Below are 19,386 nucleotides of genomic sequence, written 5' to 3'. Positions count from 1 at the left end.
CTTGCCAACTACCAGCTCGACGTTCTCGCTGCGCCAGAACCATCAAAGCGATAGAGGTCGTCAATGAGCCAACCGGCTGATTTGTTGGCCCGCTTTCCGGCAATTGCAAAAATAGGCAGCTGGCCCAAACCCTTACTCATGGGGATTGCTGCCGCGGCCGTTGCCCTTGTGGTCGTCTTATTGCTGTGGTCGCGTGGCCCCGAATACAAGGTGCTGTTCTCGAACCTTGAAGACCGGGACGGTGGAGCCATCGTTGCGGCGCTGTCGCAAATGAACGTGCCCTACCAGCTAGGCCCCAATGGCAATGCCATATTGGTGCCGGCCGACAAGGTGCATGAAGCGCGTTTGCAATTGGCTCAGCAAGGTCTGCCGCGCAGCGGTGAAGCCGGTTTCGAACTGTTGGACCAAACCCGCTTTGGCGCCAGCCAGTTTACGGAACAGATCAATTACCAGCGCGCCTTGGAAGGCGAAATAGTCAGTTCGATTCAGGCCCTGCATGCCGTGCAAAGCGCCCGCTTGCACCTGGCCATACCGCGCGACACCCTGTTCGTGCGCGATCGCCAGGCACCTACCGCATCGGTACTCCTTACCCTATACCCTGGCCGCAGCTTAAGCGAAGCCCAGGTCGCCGCCATAACATGGCTAGTGTCGTCTTCTGTTCCCAACCTTACCGCCGACAAAGTATCGGTCGTGGACCAGAACGGACGCCTGCTGACGGCACCTACCGGCGAAGCCGGCGCCGACGGCACGCGCCGCAACTTGGTTAACGATATTGAATCGCGCACAGTGCAGCGGATTCTGACCTTGCTGAATCCGCTGGTGGGGCCCGGCAACGTGCGGGCCCAAGTCAGCGCCGATGTCGATTTCTCGCAGCGCGAAAAAACCTCGGAAGTCTATCGCCCGAACCAAAAGCCCGGCGAAGCTGCCGTACGCAGCGAACAGACCAGTGCATCGCTGCAGAGCAATGTGATACCGCCGGAAGGTGTACCGGGCGCCTTGACGAATCAACCGCCTGCGAACGCCACGGCACCTATCATTACGCCACCTGCACCGGGCGCGAATCCCAATGCACCTAATGCTGGCGCAGGAAACGTAGCGACCCCCTTGGGCACAAATACTAATGTCGCGCAAGGCACAGGCAGCTCGCGTAACGACGCCACCATCAATTACGAACTTGACCGCACAATCAGCCACGTCAAGGATCCCTTGGGCAAGCTGCAACGGCTGTCCGTGGCCGTCGTCGTCAATTACCGCAATAACGACGGCAAGCCCGAGGCCATTCCAGCAGAAGAACTGGAAAAGTTGAATGATCTGGTTAAGCAGGCCATGGGTTACTCTGCCGATCGCGGCGATACGCTAAGCGTCGTCAATAGCGTCTTCAGCGACGAGAAACCGCCTTCTCCACCGATTTGGGAAAACCCACTGTATCTTGACTATGCGCTGCAACTGGTGAAGTATCTGCTGATCGCATTGTTGGTTTTCCTGGTGTGGCGCAAGCTGATCAGGCCGGCAATGGATGCCGCTGCTGCCGCCAAGCTGGAAACCGAGGCCGAAGCCGCCGAGATCGCAAAGAACCGCGAACAGATCGAAGCGGCCGAACGACAGGCCGCCGAAATCAGCCGCTACGAAGACAATATGGCTACTGCCCGCAACATGGCTCAAAAAGACCCACGTGCCGTTGCTATGGTGCTGCGTTCATGGATGGAAAAAAATGGCAATCGTTAATCCTAACCTGGACCGATGCGCAATCCTGATGATGTCTTTGGGCGAAGATGCCGCCGCCGAAGTCTTCAAATACCTGAGCGCTCACGAGGTACAAACGATCGGTTCGGCAATGGCCAACCTTAAGCAAGTGACCCGTGCCGATGTTGATGGCGTGCTGGAAGAGTTTCGCCAGGAAGCGGACCAGTTCATGGCGGTAACACTGGGGTCCGACGAGTACATTCGTTCAGTCCTGAATAAAGCGCTGGGCAACGACCGCGCGGCTGGCCTGATAGAAGACATTCTGGACGGCGGCGATAATGCCAATGGCATCGATGCGCTGAACTGGCTTGACCCCGCCAGCGTGGCAGAACTGATTGCCGACGAGCACCCGCAGATCATCGCTACCATCCTCGTTCACCTCGAACGTGACCGCTCCTCGGGCGTGTTGGCGCTGTTGAACGAGCGCTTGCGCAACGACGTCATGTTGCGCATTGCGACCTTCGGTGGCGTTCAACCTGCGGCCTTGAATGAACTGACCGACGTGCTCAACAACATGTTGTCCGGCCAAGGGGCCAAGCGCAGCAAAATGGGCGGTGTACGCACGGCAGCAGAAATACTGAACTTCATGAATTCATCCGAAGAAGAGGCCGTGGTGGCAAGCTTGCGCGCCCTGGATGCCGACCTGGCACAGCGCATTGTGGACGAGATGTTCGTGTTCGAAAACCTGGCCGACATCGAAGACAACGCCATCCAGCTTGTCCTTAAGGAAATCGACACCACGTCGCTGACGATCGCTCTGAAAGGCGCACCCGAGGAACTACGCGAAAAGTTTTTCAAGAACATGTCGAATCGCGCCGCCGAAATGCTGCGCGACGACCTGGAAGCCCAAGGGCCGGTACGCATGTCCAAGGTCGAGGAAGAACAGAAGAACATCGTTCAAGTCGCCCGCAAGCTGGCCGAAGCAGGCCAATTTACCTTGGGCGGTCTCGGAACCGACGAGTATGTCTAAGCGGCAAATTGCCAGCTATCAAGATGCCGAATCCTGGCAACGCTGGGAAATGGCGTCGTTCGACGCGCCGGCTACGCCATCCAAGCAAGCTGCGGCACAAAAGCCCGCGCCCGATACAGCGGAAATTTACGCTGAGATTAAGCGGCTGGGCGATGCGGCGCAATTACGTGGCCATGCCGAAGGCTACGCTTCCGGCCACACACAAGGGTTGGCCGCCGGAACCGAAGAAGGAAAAAAAGCCGGTCACGAACAGGGCTACGAAGCCGGCTTTGCGGCCGGCCATGCCGCCGGGCGAGAGCACAGCCTGCAGGAAGCCCAACAATTGCAGTCGCTCGCGCAAGCCTGCGCCGACTCGCTTGGATCGATAGAAGCCGAGATGGGTCAAGCGATGATTTCGCTGTCCATCCGGATTGCCGAACAGGTATTGCGCAGTACCTTGGATGCGCACCCCGAGAAAATGCTGGACCTGGTGCGCGACATCATTCATCTGGATACCAGTAAAGACACCATACTCAAGCTGCGCATCAATCCTGCCGACCTGGATCTGGTCGATCAGTATCTGCAGCATGATATTGGCGTCAGCCATTGGCGTTTGCTGGCCGACGAAACGGTGGAGCGCGGCGGCTGCCTGGCCGAGACGGTGTTGGGCAATATTGACGCCACCTTGCAAACACGCTGGCAACGCGTCACGTCGACACTGGGCCACAAGCAGGACCTACAAGAAAAGCCCTAATGCCCAAGACCGCCGACCTTCTGGCAAGTCCCACCGCTCGCTGGCAAGCCCAGCTTGAAGTGGCTGGGCGGCGTGTTCTGGCAACCGAGTCATGGCATGTCAGTGGGCGGATTACGCGCGCAACAGGTTTGGTGCTGGAAGCGACTGGCTTGCGACTTGCCGTGGGCGCCGCATGCAAGATTGAAGTGTCGCCGGGTCAAAACTATTGGGCCGACGCCGAAGTGGTCGGTTTTCATGACGACACGCTGTACCTGATGCCGCAAGGCGATATTTCGGGCCTGCCGCCAGGCGCGCGCGTCGTGCCGATCGAGCCGGGCGTACAAAACAACGTCCCGCTGCCTGTGCAAGCGCTGGAAGAACTGGGGCCTCCTCCCATACTGTCGCGCCATCTGCCTGTCGGCGATGCGCTGCTGGGCCGGGTTTTGGATGGTGCCGGGCGGCCGCTGGACGATCTGGGCCCTTTGACCAGTGTGCGATCCGCGCCCTTGGGTGCTCAGATTATCAACCCCCTTTCCCGTGCGCCTATTGATACGGTGCTGGACGTGGGCGTGCGCGCGATTAACGGCCTGCTTACCGTGGGCCGCGGTCAGCGCATGGGCCTGTTTGCTGGTTCGGGCGTCGGTAAAAGTGTGCTGCTGGGCATGATGGCCCGCTACACCCAAGCCGAAGTGGTCGTGGTGGGCTTAATCGGCGAACGAGGCCGCGAGGTCAAGGAATTTATCGAGCACAACCTGGGGCCCGAGGGTTTGAAGCGCTCGGTGGTGGTCGCCGCGCCAGCCGATGTGTCGCCCTTGTTGCGATTGCAAGCCGCCGTGTATGCGACCAAACTGGCGGAGCACTTCCGCGATCAGGGCCGACATGTGTTGCTGATCATGGATTCCCTGACACGCTATGCCATGGCACAGCGCGAAATTGCCTTGGCCATCGGCGAGCCTCCTGCAACCAAAGGCTATCCGCCCTCTGTCTTTGCCAAGCTCCCAGCATTGGTCGAACGCGCCGGCAATGGCGCGCCGGTCGGCGACAAACCAGCCGGTTCGATTACCGCGTTTTATACCGTGCTGACGGAAGGCGACGACCAGCAAGACCCTATCGCCGATTCGGCACGTGCCATTCTGGACGGCCACATCGTCTTGTCGCGTAGTTTGGCGGAATCGGGGCATTACCCTGCGATTGATATCGAAGCCTCTATTTCACGAGTGATGTCGGCGATTGTGCCCATCGAGCAATTTACGCTGGTGCATAAGTTCAAGAAAATGCTATCGCGTTACCAGCGCAATCATGACTTGATTGCGGTGGGCGCCTATACCCCGGGTAACGACCCGCAGATCGACGAAGCGATAGAAAAATATCCCTGGCTCGAGGCGTACCTGCAACAGGGGATAGACGTTCGCGTCGACTATACGTCGGCCACCGCGGAACTGAACACACTGCTCGGCAAAGGGCTCGCCCAACAACAAGACTTTCCGCCGGGAGGCATGAACCATGGCTAGTGCATCGTCATTGAACACCTTGATTCAGCTGGCCAAAGATGGCGCCGACCAGATAGGCAAGCGGCTTCAACAGTTAAGCGCCGAGCGCAAAAACGCCGAAAGCCAGCTTTCCATGCTGGACGTGTACCGCCTGGATTATGCAGAACGGCTGCAGAAAGCGACTGAGAACGGATTGTCAGCGTCGAACTACCAGAACTTTAGGCAGTTTATCGCCACTTTGGATGAGGCGATCTCGCAGCAAAATAAGATAGTTGCACAAATGGATGCCCAGATTGAAGACGGGCGCCAGCAGTGGTATGCCGAAAAGCGGCGTTTAAGCTCGTTTGAAGCGTTGCAGACACGTCAGATACGCCAACAAATTTTGCGCGACAACCGTAACGAACAACGCGCCAGCGATGAAATCTCGGCCACTATGTACCGACGGGTACATTACTCACACTGATCAAAGTAAGCCATGAACACACCTGCGATATCCGCTGCTTTGCCAGCTGCGCCCCAGCAAACGGGTCGCAGCACCACAGGCGCCAGTGCCGAGCCCGAGGGCCCCAACGCGAGCTTTTCCACTATATTGACCGGCCAGCAGGCGCCCAAGCCGGCGCCAAGCGCGGTAGCGCATGGCAGCAAAGGCAAAGACGACGCGAAAGGCCCCGCAGCGCAGGATTCTAACGCCGGCGAGCTTCCCGACGAAACCCTGGCTGAACTGGCCACCGAACAGGGACTAAGCCTGCCCCAGATTGCATTGAATATCGCTACCGAAGCGGCGCTGACGGTGGCTGCCCAATTGCCTCGTGCGACCGCAAGCCGTGGCTTGCCAGCCGACACACATGGCAGCACCGCCGATGACACTCAAGGTCTAACACGTCGTGCCGTGCCACTCGCGTCTGACGACGGAGCAGAAATCGCCTCAACACTGTCGGGCCGCATGGCAGCCCTTGCCGCCGAAGTCGCAGTCGCGACGAAACAGGCGAAAACAGCGACCGCTTCCGCAGCCGAGACCGCGTCGCACGCGACAACACTATCGACACCGGTTTCCAAGAACACAGCCGAAGCGATATCACTACCTGCGGGCTTTGTCCCCGCACACAACACTGGAACGCCCGGTGGAATTGTGCTCAACGGTGGCAAGCCCGCCCTTGGCGCCGCAAGGCAGACCCAGCTAATGGGACAAGCCCAAACCCGCGTCGCCAATACCAGTCCGGTGAAGACTTCCCCGACCACGAATCAGGCGCCTTCCATCGATTTCGCCGCCGCCATGGCGAACGTTGCCAGCAGCAAGGCGGCTACCGCCGATGTTGCGCCACAGATCGATTTGAATGCCGCTATGGCTGGCTCTATTGCCGCAACCGGCGGCACCGCAGCCGGTTCACCCCTGCTTTCGGGGAATATGGGTTCGGGTGTGAATACCGCCGTACCCGCTATGCCCGGAATCGCAACGCCCTTACAAAACCCACAATGGGCGTCGGATTTTGGCCGGCAGTTTGTATCCCTGACCCAGGGCGGCCACAATATGCCGCACACGGCGGAACTGCGTCTCGATCCGCCAGAACTTGGCCCTCTGCGCATATCGATCAACATCAGCGACAACGTTGCCCACGCTATTTTTGTATCCCCGCATGCGGCAGTACGCCAGACAGTTGAAAACGCGTTGCCACAACTGCAACAGTTACTGGCGCAGTCCGGAATATCGCTGGGTCAAACCAGCGTGAATGACCAAGCACAGTCAGATCAAGCGTATAACGAGTCGTTTGGCAGCAGCCGAAAAACTGCCGTTGCAGGCGTGGGTTCAGCATCTGGCGACGTCGGCGAAGCCACGTTGCGGGCGTCAAGCCGCAGCCCAGCCCCAAATGCACTGGTCGACACCTTCGCCTGATCACGATACGCCCTCTTTACCTAAACCACAGAGCTATCAAGGATTCAGTGCCTTATTCAACATCATCATGTGCGAACTGCTGGGGCACAATGGGATACTTTGAACGATAGTGCGTAGCAATACGCCCGCGCACAGCATACGATGGCAACTTCTCCGAACCGATCCGCTAGCCGACCGGCCATGGCTAAACAAAAACCCAGCACAATGCTTAAATTATTGAAGACCCTAATCGGAGTATCAGTCATTGCTGCTGCCAGCATCGGCGCCACCTTGCTGTATTACGAAAAGACGGGACTAGGACTAGCCAGTGCGGAATCGCCCGCTGATGCCCCGCCGGAGCGCAAAGCCGTGCCGCTTCCTGCGCCTATCTTCATTCCGCTGGACCCGTTCACAGTCACCGTGCGCAACGAAAATTCCCAACGTATCTTGTATGTGGCGATCACGCTGCGTACGGCCGATGACCCATCGCGCCGAATGATTGTTGAATTTATGCCCGAAGTGCGCGACCGCGCTCTTAGAAAACTGGCCGAGCAACAGCCCGACCGGGTGCAAACACCCGAAGGCCGCCAGGCACTGGTTGCAACCCTGAGCAAAACGCTGCAAGACCCTTATCTGCCTCACAGCAAAGGCCCCGACATCACCAGTGTGTTGTTTACTGCGTTCGTGGTTCAATAAATGTCATATCAAAGCGTTCTCTCGCAAGACGAAGTCGATGCTTTATTGGCCGGCGTTACCGGTGAGAGCAATGAAAAGACGCGCGAGGTTGAAAACCAAAGCGGTGTACGTCCTTACGACTTAAGTTCGCCTGATCGCGTGGTTCGCCACCGCATGCAAACGCTCGAACTTATCAACGAGCGCTTTGCCAGACGGCTGCGTTCGGTATTGCTAAGTTTTATGCGCCGTAACGCCGACATCACCGTTGGCACCATCCGCATACAGAAGTACTCGGAATTTGAACGTAACCTGCCGGTGCCCAGCAACCTGAACATGGTCAGCATGAAGCCCTTGCGCGGGGCGTCCCTGTTTACGTTCGACCCGAACTTGGTGTTTTTGGTCATCGATAGCCTGTTTGGCGGCCACGGCCGCTACAACACCCGTGTTGAAGGGCGCGACTTCACGACGACCGAACAACGCATCATCCGACGACTGCTGAATCTGACTCTGGAAAGCTACGGCAGCGCCTGGGAACAGGTCTATCCGGTCGAGTTCGAATATATTCGTTCCGAAATGCATACCAAGTTCGCCAGCATCAGCAGCGGCAACGAAATCGTTGTGGTGTCGTCCTTCAATATTGAATTGGGTTCCTCGGGTGGCAACCTGAACATCTGTTTGCCCTACTCGATGATCGAGCCCGTGCGCGACCTCTTGACTCGGCCCTTGCAGGAAGCCGCCGTCGGGGAAATCGACCAGCGCTGGATGCAGCAGCTTTCCCGCCAGGTGCGCAGCGCCGACGTGGACCTGGTCGCCGACTTTGCGCAGATTCAGACCAGCGTCTCCGGACTCATGAAACTGCAGGTCAATGATATTTTGCCGCTTGAGATTTCGCCATCGGTTACTGCCCATGTGGGCGGCGTACCGGTGCTGGAATGCAACTACGGCACATTTAACGGCCGCTACGCCCTGCGCGTAAAGAAGATACTGGCGAATTCCGAAACCGAACTTACAAGCAAGACAACATGACTGATCCCAACAAAGATCTCGCCAAAGATAGCGAAGCATCCGACGGCACCGATATTGACTGGGCGGCCGCGATGGCTGAACAGACGGCCCATACCAGCAGCCAGACCACCCAGGCCGACGGCCTGGCGCAGGAAGTCGACGATTGGGCCAGCGCCCTGGTCGAACAGACCGCCGCGACGCCAAGCTTTGCACCAGCCGCCCCTGCAGCTGCAGCGCCCGCCGCGAGCCCTGCCAGCCATGTGTTTCAACCCCTGACAAGTTCAGGTATTGAAGGCAATAGCGATATCGACATGATCATGGACATCCCGGTTCAGCTAACGGTTGAACTGGGGCGCACGCGCCTGACCATCAAGAATATTTTGCAGCTGGGCCAGGGCTCGGTGGTTGAACTGGATGGCCTGGCGGGCGAACCCATGGACATCTTCGTTAACGGCTATCTGATCGCCCAGGGCGAAGTCGTGGTGGTCGATGAAAAGTACGGTATTCGTGTAACGGACATCGTCACGCCTTCGGATCGTATCAGCCGCCTGAACAGCCGCCGGTAAGCGCCACCGTTATCAACCGCCATGAATGAAGCCGACGTACTGCGACTGGTTGTTAGCCTGACATTTATCGTCATGCTGATTCTGGCCGCTGCGTGGGTCACGCGCCGTGCCGGCTGGCTCCGCCCAGGTGGCAATCAGTTTATCAAGGTGCTGGGTACACAAAGCCTGGGCTCCAAGGCCTATATCACCCTGGTTGAAGTTGAAGACGCCCGCTTGCTGCTGGGCGTAACCGCCGGCCAGATTTCCTTGTTGCACACCCTACCGCCGCTGGATTCTTCTACTCCTTCCCTGCCCGCCGCTACGCCCGCGGGCGGCTTTGCCGCAGCGCTCAGCAAATTCACCAAAGGTCGTTAAGTGCGCCGTTCCGTTTCTGTCACCATGAACTGCCTTCTTATCAAGACCGGCCGCGCACTGAATGCCCCCGTAAGACAACTGTGGATAATGCTGGCTATTGTCCTGCTGGCGATGTGCTTGCCATCGCTAAGCTTCGGTCAGACTCTTCCGGCGATTACGTCAACCACAGGCCCGAATGGCGGCCAGACCTGGTCCTTAAGCATACAGACGCTCGTCATGTTGACCATGATGTCGTTTCTGCCGGCGATGCTGCTGATGATGACTGGCTTTACCCGCATTATCATTGTGCTTGGCCTGTTGCGCAACGCCATGGGCACGGGCGCTTCACCGCCCAATTCGGTCTTGATTGGCCTGACCATGTTCCTGACCTTTTTTGCGATGGCACCGGTTTTCGATCAAATTTACGATACCGCCTATCAGCCGCTTAGCGCCGGCACCATCTCGTTCGAGGAAGCGCTGGACCGGGGTGTGAAGCCTTTGCATACCTTCATGCTGCACCAGACACGTGAAGCCGACCTGTCTTTATTTGCGAACATGGCCAATGTGCCGGCGATCGAGACGCCCGAACAGGTGCCCTTACGGGTGCTGGTGCCAGCCTTTGTCACGAGCGAACTGAAAACGGCATTCCAGATCGGTTTCACGATCTTTATTCCGTTTCTGATTATCGATCTGGTGATTGCCAGTGTGCTGATGGCCCTGGGCATGATGATGGTGCCCCCGGTGACCATATCTTTACCCTTCAAGCTGATGCTGTTCGTGCTGGCAGACGGTTGGCATCTGCTGCTGGGATCCCTGGCGCGAAGTTTCTATCAGTAGGAGACGACCATGAATTCGCAAACCGTCATGTCGATGACTTATCTTGCCATGAAAGTGGCATTGACCATGGCCGGCCCCCTGCTTTTAGTGACCTTAACCGTAGGCCTGCTCATCAGCATTTTCCAGGCTGCCACACAAATCAATGAAATGACGTTGTCGTTCATTCCCAAATTGCTGGCAGTAGGCGTCGCGCTGGTTTTGCTGGGCCCCTGGCTGATCAGCACCATGGTTGACTATATGCAGACATTATTCGCATCGATACCCAGTCTGGCCTCGTAATAACCCGACCACCCTGTGACCGCCCGGGACGTTCACGTCGGTCGTCAAGCCCATCCAGCCACCGATGAGTAACTATGATCTCCGTTGATACTGCACAGCTCTATGCCTGGATCAACGCCTTTCTGTGGCCATTTTTTCGTATCTTGGGGCTGTTGGCCACCGCACCGCTGCTCGGTGAATCGACAATTCCGAAACGCGTGAAGATAGGCTTTGCGGCCGTCGTTGCCGTAGCCATTGCCCCGACGTTGGGGACCATGCCTGACGTACCGACCGCCTCGTTCGCCGGCATATGGATAGCGGTGCAGCAGGTATTCATAGGCATTGCCCTAGGTTTGACGATGCGAATTGTCTTCGCTGCAGTCCAAACTGCAGGCGAATTTATTGGCCTGCAAATGGGTTTATCATTCGCATCTTTTTTCGACCCCGCCACAGGGGCCAATACCGCGGTGCTGTCGCGCATCATGAACATGTTTGCCATGCTGGTCTTTATGGCACTGAACGGCCACCTCCTGATGCTGGGCGGCTTCATTCGCACCTTCGACATCCTGCCCATAGGGATAGGTGCGCTGGACACAAATGGCTGGGGAGTTCTGATCGAATGGAGTTCGCAAGTAATGGTGTCGGGTATGCTGCTGGCGCTTCCCCTGATTATTGTGCTGCTCTCGATCAATCTGGCACTCGGGATCCTGAACCGCACTGCGCAGCAGCTATCCGTGTTCGCGGTTGGTTTTCCTATCACCCTTTCAGTTGGGCTGATCGTATTGGCAGTCGTTTTGCCCCAAAGCACTCCCTTTCTGACGCGCCTGTTCGACTCCGGTTACGCCGCCATGGCGAGACTGGCGCAAGCCCTGGCCGGAAGCTAGAAAGGAAGGAAGTTCGGCGCCCGTAGGCGCCGAATCACTGTTATCGCGATGCCTTTACAGGCCCCTGATCACTACGCCATCAAGAGTACGAACCCTGCAGCGCACTGTAGCCACCGTGGCCTGAAATACCGCGGGCCTCGGCCTGCATATCGATCACTTCATTGGCATTGATTTTGAACACTGCTACAGCTTCCGTCAGGCGCGCGGCCTGCTCTTGCAATGAACCCGCTGCCGCAGCGGCCTCTTCCACCAAGGCTGCGTTCTGCTGTACGACGCCGTCCATTTCCGATACAGCGCGGTTGACTTGCTCGATGCCGTCGGACTGCTCGGTGGAGGCGGATGAAATTTCGCCCATGATGGTCGTGACGCCTTGTACCGAACCGACGACTTCGCGCATGATGTCGCCAGCATGGCCGGCCTGTTTTGCGCCGGACTGCACCTTAAGCAGCGACTCTTCGATCAGCACCTTGATCTCCTTGGCGGCCTGAGCACTGCGCTGAGCCAACGACCGCACTTCACCTGCCACCACAGCGAAACCTTTGCCTTGTTCGCCAGCACGTGCTGCTTCCACGGCCGCGTTCAAGGCCAGAATGTTGGTCTGGAACGCGATGCCATCGATGACACTAACGATCTCAGACATTTTGTTTGAGCTGGTGGAAATTTCGTCCATCGTGGTGACCACTGCAGAAACCGCCTGGCCACCACGCAAGGCCACGTCGGAAGCGCCCTTGGCCAGTTTGTCGGCCTGGGTGGCATTATCGGTATTCTGGCGCACGGTGCTTGCCAGCTCTTCCATACTGGCAGCCGTTTGCTGCAAAGCAGCAGCCTGTTGCTCGGTACGGCTGCTAAGGTCGGTATTACCCATGAAGATCTCACGGGAGCCCAGGTTGATCTCTTCAACGCCTTGGCGAACCGTGCTGACGGTACGGGTCAAACTTTCCTGCATCCGGCGAAGAGCTTCGTACAAGACGCCGATTTCATTTCGCGACTTCACATCGATGCGCTGGGTAAGATCACCACCGGCGATGCGGTCGAAATGCGCCCCAGCTTGGACCAGTTGTTTTACGACGACGCGTCCGAACACAATGCGCATGACGATCATCAGCAAGAAGCCGATCAGTATCGCGACCCCGATTGCGACCAACGCGCTGCGGAAATCGACTTCGGCCTGTGCAAAGTAACCGTCTTGTACTTTATCGATATAGGCGGAGAAGGTGTCAACGGACGCCTGGAAGGCTTCGCTGCGTGCAACGCCAAATTCGCTGTTCACAAAATAAAAGGTCGTGTAGTCGTTACTTTCCAGCGCCTGCACCATGGGGTCAATGCCATCGTCCAGATAAGGCTGGTAGGTGCTGACGATACGTGTTGCCAACCTGCGGCCATCTACCGTACTGGGCGTGTTCTTCCGGAACTCATTGAATTCCTTCTTTACCGACGCCAGCTTCTTGTTGCCCTCTTCCAGCATGGCGCGCCCATTGGCGAGTAGCTTGGCGTCGTTATTGACCGCAGCCTCTTGCTGATAACGCGCAGCGCTAAGCAGCGCCACACGCGCGCCCATCATGTCGCTACCCAGCCTGTTCACCTGTTGGGCGAGACCGTTCTGCTTGTGCATCTCATTGAAATTCTCGGAGTTCTTCTGCAAGAACCATGCACCTATGCCGCCCACCGCAATCATAAGGACCATAAACGTGGCGAGCACCCACATCAAAATGGTGCTGACCTTGGCGTCCGCGAAGCGGAAACGGCTACGATTGACTCGCTTCTTACTTTTTTTATCGTTCAAAGGAGACTGCAAGGATTCGGACATAATTCAACCTGGATATCTTAATGAATCTCGGCTATGAAACCCCGAGAGCGGCAAATACAGAAAGCAAACAGAAGCACTACTGTGGCAAGGGGTACGCCACCGCAGGTTTATGGATGACGCCTGGGGTAGCGGCGGCGTCAACGGGAGCCGTAGAAGTACCAGTGGAAAGCGTATCGACCCGCTTACCACCTTCATATACATTGGCCAGCGGCAAATTCTCGCTTTTCACGATGCGCTGAAAGCGACCGTCTGGTCCAAAGGCCAGCCACAGTTCCTGATTGAAATAAATAGCATCGGTCACCATGGATGCCTTGTGCGACCAGCGCGCCATGGCCGAGCCGTCTAGCTGTCTATACACGTCGGTAGGATCGGAATTCAGCAGGTTGGCGGCTTCGGTCAAGGTGGTTTGACCAGGCACAATGAAACGCAATGCCGACGAATCGAACGAATTACCGGTTGTACTGCAGGCGGCCAGCGCCGCGCTGCAAGCTCCTACAAGCAGTATTCGCGCAACGTGCCGGCGAAGCATTTCAAGGACCGACGTCATTAGAATTCTTCCCACTCGTCGTCGGTTGCCTGCTTCCGTGGGGCCGCGTACCCGCCTGAGCGAACCTTGATCGCTTCTGGGCTGTCGCCATTGGCATTAGCCGCCGCGGCAGATTGCGGAGCGGTGAAGCTTCTTGTCGCCGCCGGCACCACGCCAGCCGGAGCGCGTTGTGCGCCGGATGCCTTCCCAGGGCCGGAGTGAGCAATTGCGGTGTTGCGTTTAACCGGCGGTTTCGCCGATGTAGGCTGAGCGCCGGAATGCGACATCGCCGGGCGTTTGGGCGTTGAGCGAATCTGCGTTGCTGCAACGTCAATGACCTGATTATCCAGTGTCTTGAACACAGCCAAGGCGCCATTCACAGTAGACACCTGCTCGCCCAGGCCGCTGGCCGACGCGGCCGCTTCTTGAACCAGAACCGCGTTCTGCTGAGTCACGCGGTCCATCTGGTTTACCGCATGGTTGATCTGATCGATGCCGGATGCCTGCTCGGTCGTTGCCGCCGAAATTTCGCCCATGATGTCGGTGACGCGCGCCACGGACGTCACGATTTCCTGCATCGTTGAACCAGCGCGCTCTACCTGAGTGGAGCCTTCGGTGACCTTCTTGACCGAATCCTCGATCAAGCCTTTGATCTCTTTGGCGGCTTGGGCGCTACGCTGAGCCAGCGCGCGTACTTCGGATGCCACCACGGCAAAGCCCTTACCCTGCTCACCGGCACGCGCGGCTTCGACCGCTGCATTCAACGCCAAAATATTGGTCTGAAACGCAATACTGTCGATAACGCCGACAATATCGGAAATTTTCCTGGAGCTGGCCGAAATTGCCTGCATGGTGGTGACCACTTCGCCTACCGCCTCGCCACCGCGCTGCGCGACATCCGAAGCGCTCGCCGCCAACTGATTAGCCTGACGTGCGTTGTCGGCGTTCTGCTTAACCGTGCTGGCAAGCTGTTCCATGCTGGCGGCAGTTTGTTGCAATGCCGCGGCTTGTTCTTCAGTGCGTGTACTTAAATCGGCATTGCCCGCGACGATGTGCTGCGATCCGGCGTGAATTTCGTTCATGCCATAACGAACGGTGCCGACGATACGACCGAGACTATCTTGCAGACGTTTCAAAGCAAGATAAAGCACGCCGATTTCATTGTCCGACGAGACATCAATGCGCTGAGTAAGATCGCCCGAAGCCATAAGGTCGAAATAGCTGCCCGCTTCCTCTAGCGGACGCACCAGTGCGCGCGACAGCGTTACGTAAGCCCAAAGCGCGAAAACAATCGCCGCAATGATCAAGCCGATAAAGACGTAGCGCGACTGCTCAATGCTTTGCACTACCGCTGCATTGACACCGCTATTAATATCCCCGGCGCTTGCCAATTGCGAGATGACATCCTGCTGGCCATACCAGCCGACCGCTACTGCGGCCAGGGTTAGTACGGACAGAAGCAGTACGAGAATTAAAAGACTCGTTCTAAGTTGGAATCGCTGGAATAGCATTAAAGGTTCTCACTTGTTGTCTCGTGCCAAGCGCCCACCGGAATCCGGCTAAAGGCGTTTGGCGCTAAGCGTAAATACAATCTTTATCACTGCGGGCAGGTGCCATGTCAGGCCCTACTTAGTTTTCTTTTAACGTTGATTGAACAAACCTATGCTCTGGATCTTCTTGAATGCCAATGAAGCGGCCTCGAGCGCCGTGGTTCGCAACTGCAGCTGCGTCGTGGCAGAGTAATAGTCGACGTCTTCCAATTTGGATAATTGATTGCTGTAGCTTAGTGAACGCAAGCTTCCGTTGGCGTGCAGAGCGTCGATCTCGTTTAACCGTGCACCCACCGAAGCGCGAACGGTCAGGACGTTGTCGTAATTAACGTCTAGGCGCTGCATCGCGCTGGTGAGCGTGTTCTGAAAGGCGGCTGACGCAACGGGATCAGAAAGCGACGTTGCCAAAGAACTGATGATACTGTCCAGCGTATCGAAGATGTTCAGGTCGGTCGCTGCAGAGGCGGCGGGCTCGACAACAAAGGTGTCGAGAGCTTTCGGAACTCCCGAGAACTTAACTTGCACACCTCCGGGCAGATCTATGGACGTTGTGGTAGCGGAAAGCAATCCAGTAATAGGTGCTCCCACTGCAACTCCTGAGGGGGTGGTCACGTCTACCTGGTATTGAACGTTGTCGAGGAACCTAATGGTAAAGGTATTGCCAATGTTGGTGCCCTTCGGATTAGTAATGGTAGGGGTGCTGATTTGGCCCGTACCGGTATTGGCCGCCCCAGTATTTCCAACTGCCCTAGTTAAATAACCACTCGTGCCCGGCGCCGCGCGATTGAAAATATCAGATCCCACGTCACTGCCGGAAATCTGGCGAGTTTGATCCGCCTGAATTTTCCGTTGGCCCCCATCACCCACGTAATCGATTTTTCCCGAGGTCGTATTGAGCGAGAACGGTTCCGTGTCACCCTTTGCACCCGAAAACATGTACTGCCCGCTTCCGTCCGTGGCGTTCGCCAATCCCAGCAAACTGGTTCGTGCATGAACCAAAACGTTGCCAAGAGTAGCGCGGTCTTCGTCCGACAATGTGCCGTTACCCACAGCAATCAATTGCGTCTTGACGTCCTGGAGCAGCGCAGTGACGGAATTTAGGGTGTTCTCTTCCACTCCAAGATTATTCTTCAGCACTTCACGGTTAGCCGCAAAACGCGCATTCAGCGTCTGGGATTGACTGATATTGATGGCTTGCGCTGCCGCCAAAGGATCGTCGGCCGGTGTCACCATGCGTTGCCCGCTGCCTATCTGCTGATACAGATGCATCAAGTCTGACTGCTGGGCATTGATCGAATTAAGTCCCGTCTGGAAAAATAAATTGGAACTAATACGCATGGTGAAAATCCTGGAAAATTAAGCGCAAACTAAACGTGTGGAGAACTGCGTATACGAACTAGCCGCGTATGCCGATCAAAGTGTTGAATAGTGTCGAACTGACTTCGATCAAGCGGGCGGCCGCACTGTACTGTTCCTGGAATCGCGTCAGATTCACGTACTCTTCGTCCAGGTTGACACCGGACACGGCCTGTTGTGCGGAGAAATTCTGCTGAATCAATGTGGCCTGAGCCTTCGCCGCTGTACCGTTCTGCTGAGTTTGAACTGCAATTTTGTTAACAATTTGCGAGAACGATTCGTTCAGGCTCATCGCGTTGTTACCAAGGACTTTCTTGGTCTGAAGCTGTGCAAGTTCCAGTCCGATATCACCGTTTGCGGTACCGGTATTCGGGGCCGCCGCTGCGATTTTGGCGGGGTCGGTGATCGCTAGAGCAAGATTGCCTGCGGCGCTGCGGGTAGGTTGAACCAGCCAGGAATCGCCTATGGCCGGCGTTGCTACTGACCCAAAGTCGAACTCTACGCCATCGACGGAGGCTTTATCGCCCGCGGCTGTTAAATCAGCATCAAGAAACGTTTTCGAGGCGCCGTTGGGAACGCTGGTTATGGTATAGCCGCCGGCGCTGCGTTCAACTCGATAATCCAGCGACGTAAGTTGATTGATATCTTCTATTGTGGCGCCCAATGAACCGGTGGCGCTGTTAGTTGCCGACGGGAGAACTTTGCTAGCACCGACGGTAAAGAAATTTCCGCCATTAGCATTGCTTAAATCGGCGCCTTTTCGATGTATTTCATTAACTGCCATTCCCAAGCCTGTCGCGAGCCGGCCCAAGTCATTCTGCACGGCATCGAGTGACTCGCGACGGTAGGTAATCAACCCGCCCAGAGAGCCGCCTTTGAATGCAGCTTCGTCCATCTCTATCGTAATGGGAGTTCCGCTACTGCCTATTGCAGTGTAAGCAACGATCGTACGCGAGGGATCATCTGCCGAGGGCTGCGCAGCCAACGGGAATACAGTATTGCCGCCTAACAGCACCTGTCCATTACCGACGGTAAGGTTGAAATTGCCGTCTTGCTCCAATACCCTGACACTCACCAGCTGGCTCAGTTCTGAGACAAGTTGATCGCGCTGATCGAGCAAGTCGTTGGGTTCATGTTTGGAACTGGTAGCACGCGCAACAGTTATTTGCGTGTTCAGGTCGCGGACACGTTCTACGTAACTATTGATCTGCGTTACGGTTGTAGTGATTTGGGTATTGATATTGCCACGCTGGCTGTCAAGAAAGGCATTAGCATCATTAACTTGCGCAACTAGGCTGGAAGCCCGGCCGATTAATTCCTGACGGGCCGCGCTGTCGGCCGGCGCGGAGGCAACTGCCTGCACGCCGTCAAAAAACTTCTGCAGGGCTGGCGTAATACCCACAGTGCGATCAGCAAACAGATTATTGATTTGCGATATCTCGTTTCCGTAGGAAACCAGCGCGGCGCCCTGGGTTTGGGCAGCCACCAGCTGTTTGGCCAGAAATCCATCGTAAGCACGTTGAACCGTAACCGCCTGAACCCCACGACCAATATATCCGGCGCCTGTGCTGGTGGCGCCTGCCGTTTGCACAAGAACCGTCTGGCGATTGAAACCATCGGTGGCGGCATTGTTGATATTATGGCCAGCTGTTTGCAAACGGTTGGAGGCCGCTGTTAAACCAGAAAGACCCAGGTTGGCTAAATTCATGAACGCTTCCGCTTTTAGTCGGGCAGAGTCAAGCCGCTACCCGTATATCAAATCTATGTATAACGTTAACGACAGCAAGCCCAAAAGGTTTAGCCCTTTAAGCTTCAATTTCACCGCTTGGCGCCCGTGTCGAAGTAGCTCATGATGGATATCAGCTTTTCCGCATACGCGGGGTCGGTGGCGTAGCCTGCAGCTTGTATTTTGCGGGCTGCGACTTCGGCGGAAGCAGCACCCACCACATCGCTATAACGTTTGTTTGTTCCGATAAGGCGGGCGTAGTCGGCGAAGGATTCGGCGTACGAGTCGTAGGCACGGAATGGCTGCTTCACCTTGCGCGCAACACCGTCTTCATACTCGGTCGTCATAATGTTCACGACCTTGCCCTTCCAGTTGGGGCTAGCCTTGATGCCGAACAGGTTATGGGTTGTAGTGCCGTCTTCGCGCATGATTTCGCGACGGCCCCAGCCGGACTCCAGTGCCGCTTGACTCAGTATTAGCTTGGCCGGCACCCCGCTCTGGTTTCCCGCCAGCTTGGCGGCATCCGACATTTTCGAGACAAAATTCTGTATATGCTGGGGTGCGCCTTTGATTGCAGAGTATATTTTTTCGCTCAGCGGGTTTTTGGCGAGCATATCGATCAGGTCGGATATCGACCCTGCATCATTGCGGCGCCCTTCTCCCACGCGTGAACGCAAGGCCGGCAAGCGTGAAGCCGCTAATTCCGGCACTCCGGAAGTGCTGCCTGGTAGGCTTACGGCCCCTCCATTACCGCCTTGAATCTGCGCCAGTAAAGCTTGCGCCAAGCCGATGCCGGGATTCGCCAACTGCAAAGCCATTTGTTCGTCGCTCATGCTTTGCGCCAGTTTGGTTTGCTGGCTGTCGAACAAGGTCGGCGTGGTCGACACTTGGCGAGCTTGCTTCATCATCTGCTGGATGAATAACGCCTCAAACTGCTGTGCCACTTGTTTTTGCTTGTCCAGCGGCGCGGCCGCACCGTCGCGCACACCGCGCTTCAGACCATTTAGACCGTTGAAGTCCAGCGTTGAAACAGTGGGTTCGCTGGGAAGCGGGGTGAATTGTACTAGCGACATATGGC

The 19,386-nt window shown here is 56.7% G+C and carries 19 protein-coding genes; 13 read left to right on the top strand and 6 right to left on the bottom strand.

What is annotated here, in order from left to right; translation table 11 throughout:
• Nucleotides 1-63 precede the first annotated feature (63 nt).
• From fliF to fliR, 13 genes are all read left to right on the top strand, one after another.
• On the top strand, nt 64-1,725 hold the full coding sequence (gene fliF, locus EKL30_RS00710; RefSeq protein WP_126705290.1) for a flagellar basal-body MS-ring/collar protein FliF: 1,662 nt from the start codon (nt 64-66) through the stop codon (nt 1,723-1,725).
• On the top strand, nt 1,712-2,713 hold the full coding sequence (gene fliG, locus EKL30_RS00705) for a flagellar motor switch protein FliG (protein WP_126705289.1): 1,002 nt from the start codon (nt 1,712-1,714) through the stop codon (nt 2,711-2,713). Before fliF ends, fliG begins: the two co-directional genes overlap by 14 nt.
• On the top strand, nt 2,706-3,446 hold the full coding sequence (fliH, locus tag EKL30_RS00700) for a flagellar assembly protein FliH (RefSeq protein WP_126705288.1): 741 nt from the start codon (nt 2,706-2,708) through the stop codon (nt 3,444-3,446). Before fliG ends, fliH begins: the two co-directional genes overlap by 8 nt.
• A complete protein-coding gene (gene fliI, locus EKL30_RS00695; RefSeq protein WP_126705287.1) occupies nt 3,446-4,936 on the top strand; it encodes a flagellar protein export ATPase FliI in 1,491 nt (496 codons plus the stop codon). The genes fliH and fliI overlap by 1 nt, the downstream gene beginning before the upstream one ends.
• Nucleotides 4,929-5,378, top strand: a complete 450-nt coding sequence (fliJ, locus tag EKL30_RS00690; protein ID WP_126705286.1) for a flagellar export protein FliJ — start codon at nt 4,929-4,931, stop codon at nt 5,376-5,378. Before fliI ends, fliJ begins: the two co-directional genes overlap by 8 nt.
• 12 nt (nt 5,379-5,390) lie before the next feature.
• Nucleotides 5,391-6,806 carry a flagellar hook-length control protein FliK gene (locus EKL30_RS00685; RefSeq protein WP_126705285.1) on the top strand — a complete coding sequence of 472 codons (1,416 nt, stop codon included), beginning with the start codon at nt 5,391-5,393 and terminating at the stop codon, nt 6,804-6,806.
• A 180-nt stretch (nt 6,807-6,986) separates the two neighbouring features.
• Complete coding sequence (fliL, locus tag EKL30_RS00680) at nt 6,987-7,481, top strand: flagellar basal body-associated protein FliL (protein WP_126705284.1); 495 nt, start codon at nt 6,987-6,989, stop codon at nt 7,479-7,481.
• On the top strand, nt 7,482-8,486 hold the full coding sequence (gene fliM, locus EKL30_RS00675; protein ID WP_126705283.1) for a flagellar motor switch protein FliM: 1,005 nt from the start codon (nt 7,482-7,484) through the stop codon (nt 8,484-8,486).
• Entirely contained in the window at nt 8,483-9,031 is a 549-nt protein-coding gene (gene fliN / locus EKL30_RS00670) for a flagellar motor switch protein FliN (RefSeq protein WP_126705282.1), read from the top strand. Before fliM ends, fliN begins: the two co-directional genes overlap by 4 nt.
• Before the next feature lie 21 nt (nt 9,032-9,052).
• Nucleotides 9,053-9,385, top strand: coding sequence for a flagellar biosynthetic protein FliO (gene fliO / locus EKL30_RS00665; protein WP_126705281.1), 333 nt, complete (start codon nt 9,053-9,055; stop codon nt 9,383-9,385).
• Between the two features lie 87 nt (nt 9,386-9,472).
• A complete protein-coding gene (gene fliP, locus EKL30_RS00660; protein ID WP_126705965.1) occupies nt 9,473-10,201 on the top strand; it encodes a flagellar type III secretion system pore protein FliP in 729 nt (242 codons plus the stop codon).
• Nucleotides 10,202-10,210: 9 nt separating this feature from the next.
• Nucleotides 10,211-10,480, top strand: coding sequence for a flagellar biosynthesis protein FliQ (gene fliQ, locus EKL30_RS00655; RefSeq protein ID WP_126705280.1), 270 nt, complete (start codon nt 10,211-10,213; stop codon nt 10,478-10,480).
• A gap of 74 nt (nt 10,481-10,554) precedes the next feature.
• A complete protein-coding gene (gene fliR / locus EKL30_RS00650) occupies nt 10,555-11,343 on the top strand; it encodes a flagellar biosynthetic protein FliR (RefSeq protein WP_126705279.1) in 789 nt (262 codons plus the stop codon).
• Nucleotides 11,344-11,422: 79 nt separating this feature from the next.
• On the opposite strand, the gene EKL30_RS00645 is transcribed toward fliR, so the two are convergent.
• From EKL30_RS00645 to flgJ, 6 genes are all read right to left on the bottom strand, one after another.
• The gene (locus EKL30_RS00645) at nt 11,423-13,150 is read right to left on the bottom strand and encodes a methyl-accepting chemotaxis protein (protein WP_126705278.1); all 1,728 of its coding nucleotides are present in this window, start codon (nt 13,148-13,150) and stop codon (nt 11,423-11,425) included.
• 76 nt (nt 13,151-13,226) lie between these two features.
• Nucleotides 13,227-13,697: a hypothetical protein gene (locus EKL30_RS00640; protein ID WP_126705277.1), complete on the bottom strand. Its 471-nt coding sequence runs from the start codon at nt 13,695-13,697 to the stop codon at nt 13,227-13,229.
• The gene (locus EKL30_RS00635) at nt 13,697-15,187 is read right to left on the bottom strand and encodes a methyl-accepting chemotaxis protein (protein WP_126705276.1); all 1,491 of its coding nucleotides are present in this window, start codon (nt 15,185-15,187) and stop codon (nt 13,697-13,699) included. Before EKL30_RS00635 ends, EKL30_RS00640 begins: the two co-directional genes overlap by 1 nt.
• 129 nt (nt 15,188-15,316) lie before the next feature.
• Nucleotides 15,317-16,564 carry a flagellar hook-associated protein FlgL gene (gene flgL / locus EKL30_RS00630; protein WP_126705275.1) on the bottom strand — a complete coding sequence of 416 codons (1,248 nt, stop codon included), beginning with the start codon at nt 16,562-16,564 and terminating at the stop codon, nt 15,317-15,319.
• A 58-nt stretch (nt 16,565-16,622) separates the two neighbouring features.
• Nucleotides 16,623-18,290, bottom strand: a complete 1,668-nt coding sequence (gene flgK / locus EKL30_RS00625) for a flagellar hook-associated protein FlgK (protein WP_126705274.1) — start codon at nt 18,288-18,290, stop codon at nt 16,623-16,625.
• Between the two features lie 110 nt (nt 18,291-18,400).
• A complete protein-coding gene (gene flgJ / locus EKL30_RS00620; RefSeq protein ID WP_126705273.1) occupies nt 18,401-19,381 on the bottom strand; it encodes a flagellar assembly peptidoglycan hydrolase FlgJ in 981 nt (326 codons plus the stop codon).
• Nucleotides 19,382-19,386 lie beyond the last annotated feature (5 nt).

It is taken from the genome of Candidimonas sp. SYP-B2681 (assembly GCF_003971065.1).
In the GTDB taxonomy this organism is placed as follows: Bacteria; Pseudomonadota; Gammaproteobacteria; order Burkholderiales; family Burkholderiaceae_B; genus Pollutimonas.
Note: the sequence above shows the minus strand (reverse complement) of the source record. Positions and strands in the feature narration are given on the sequence as shown.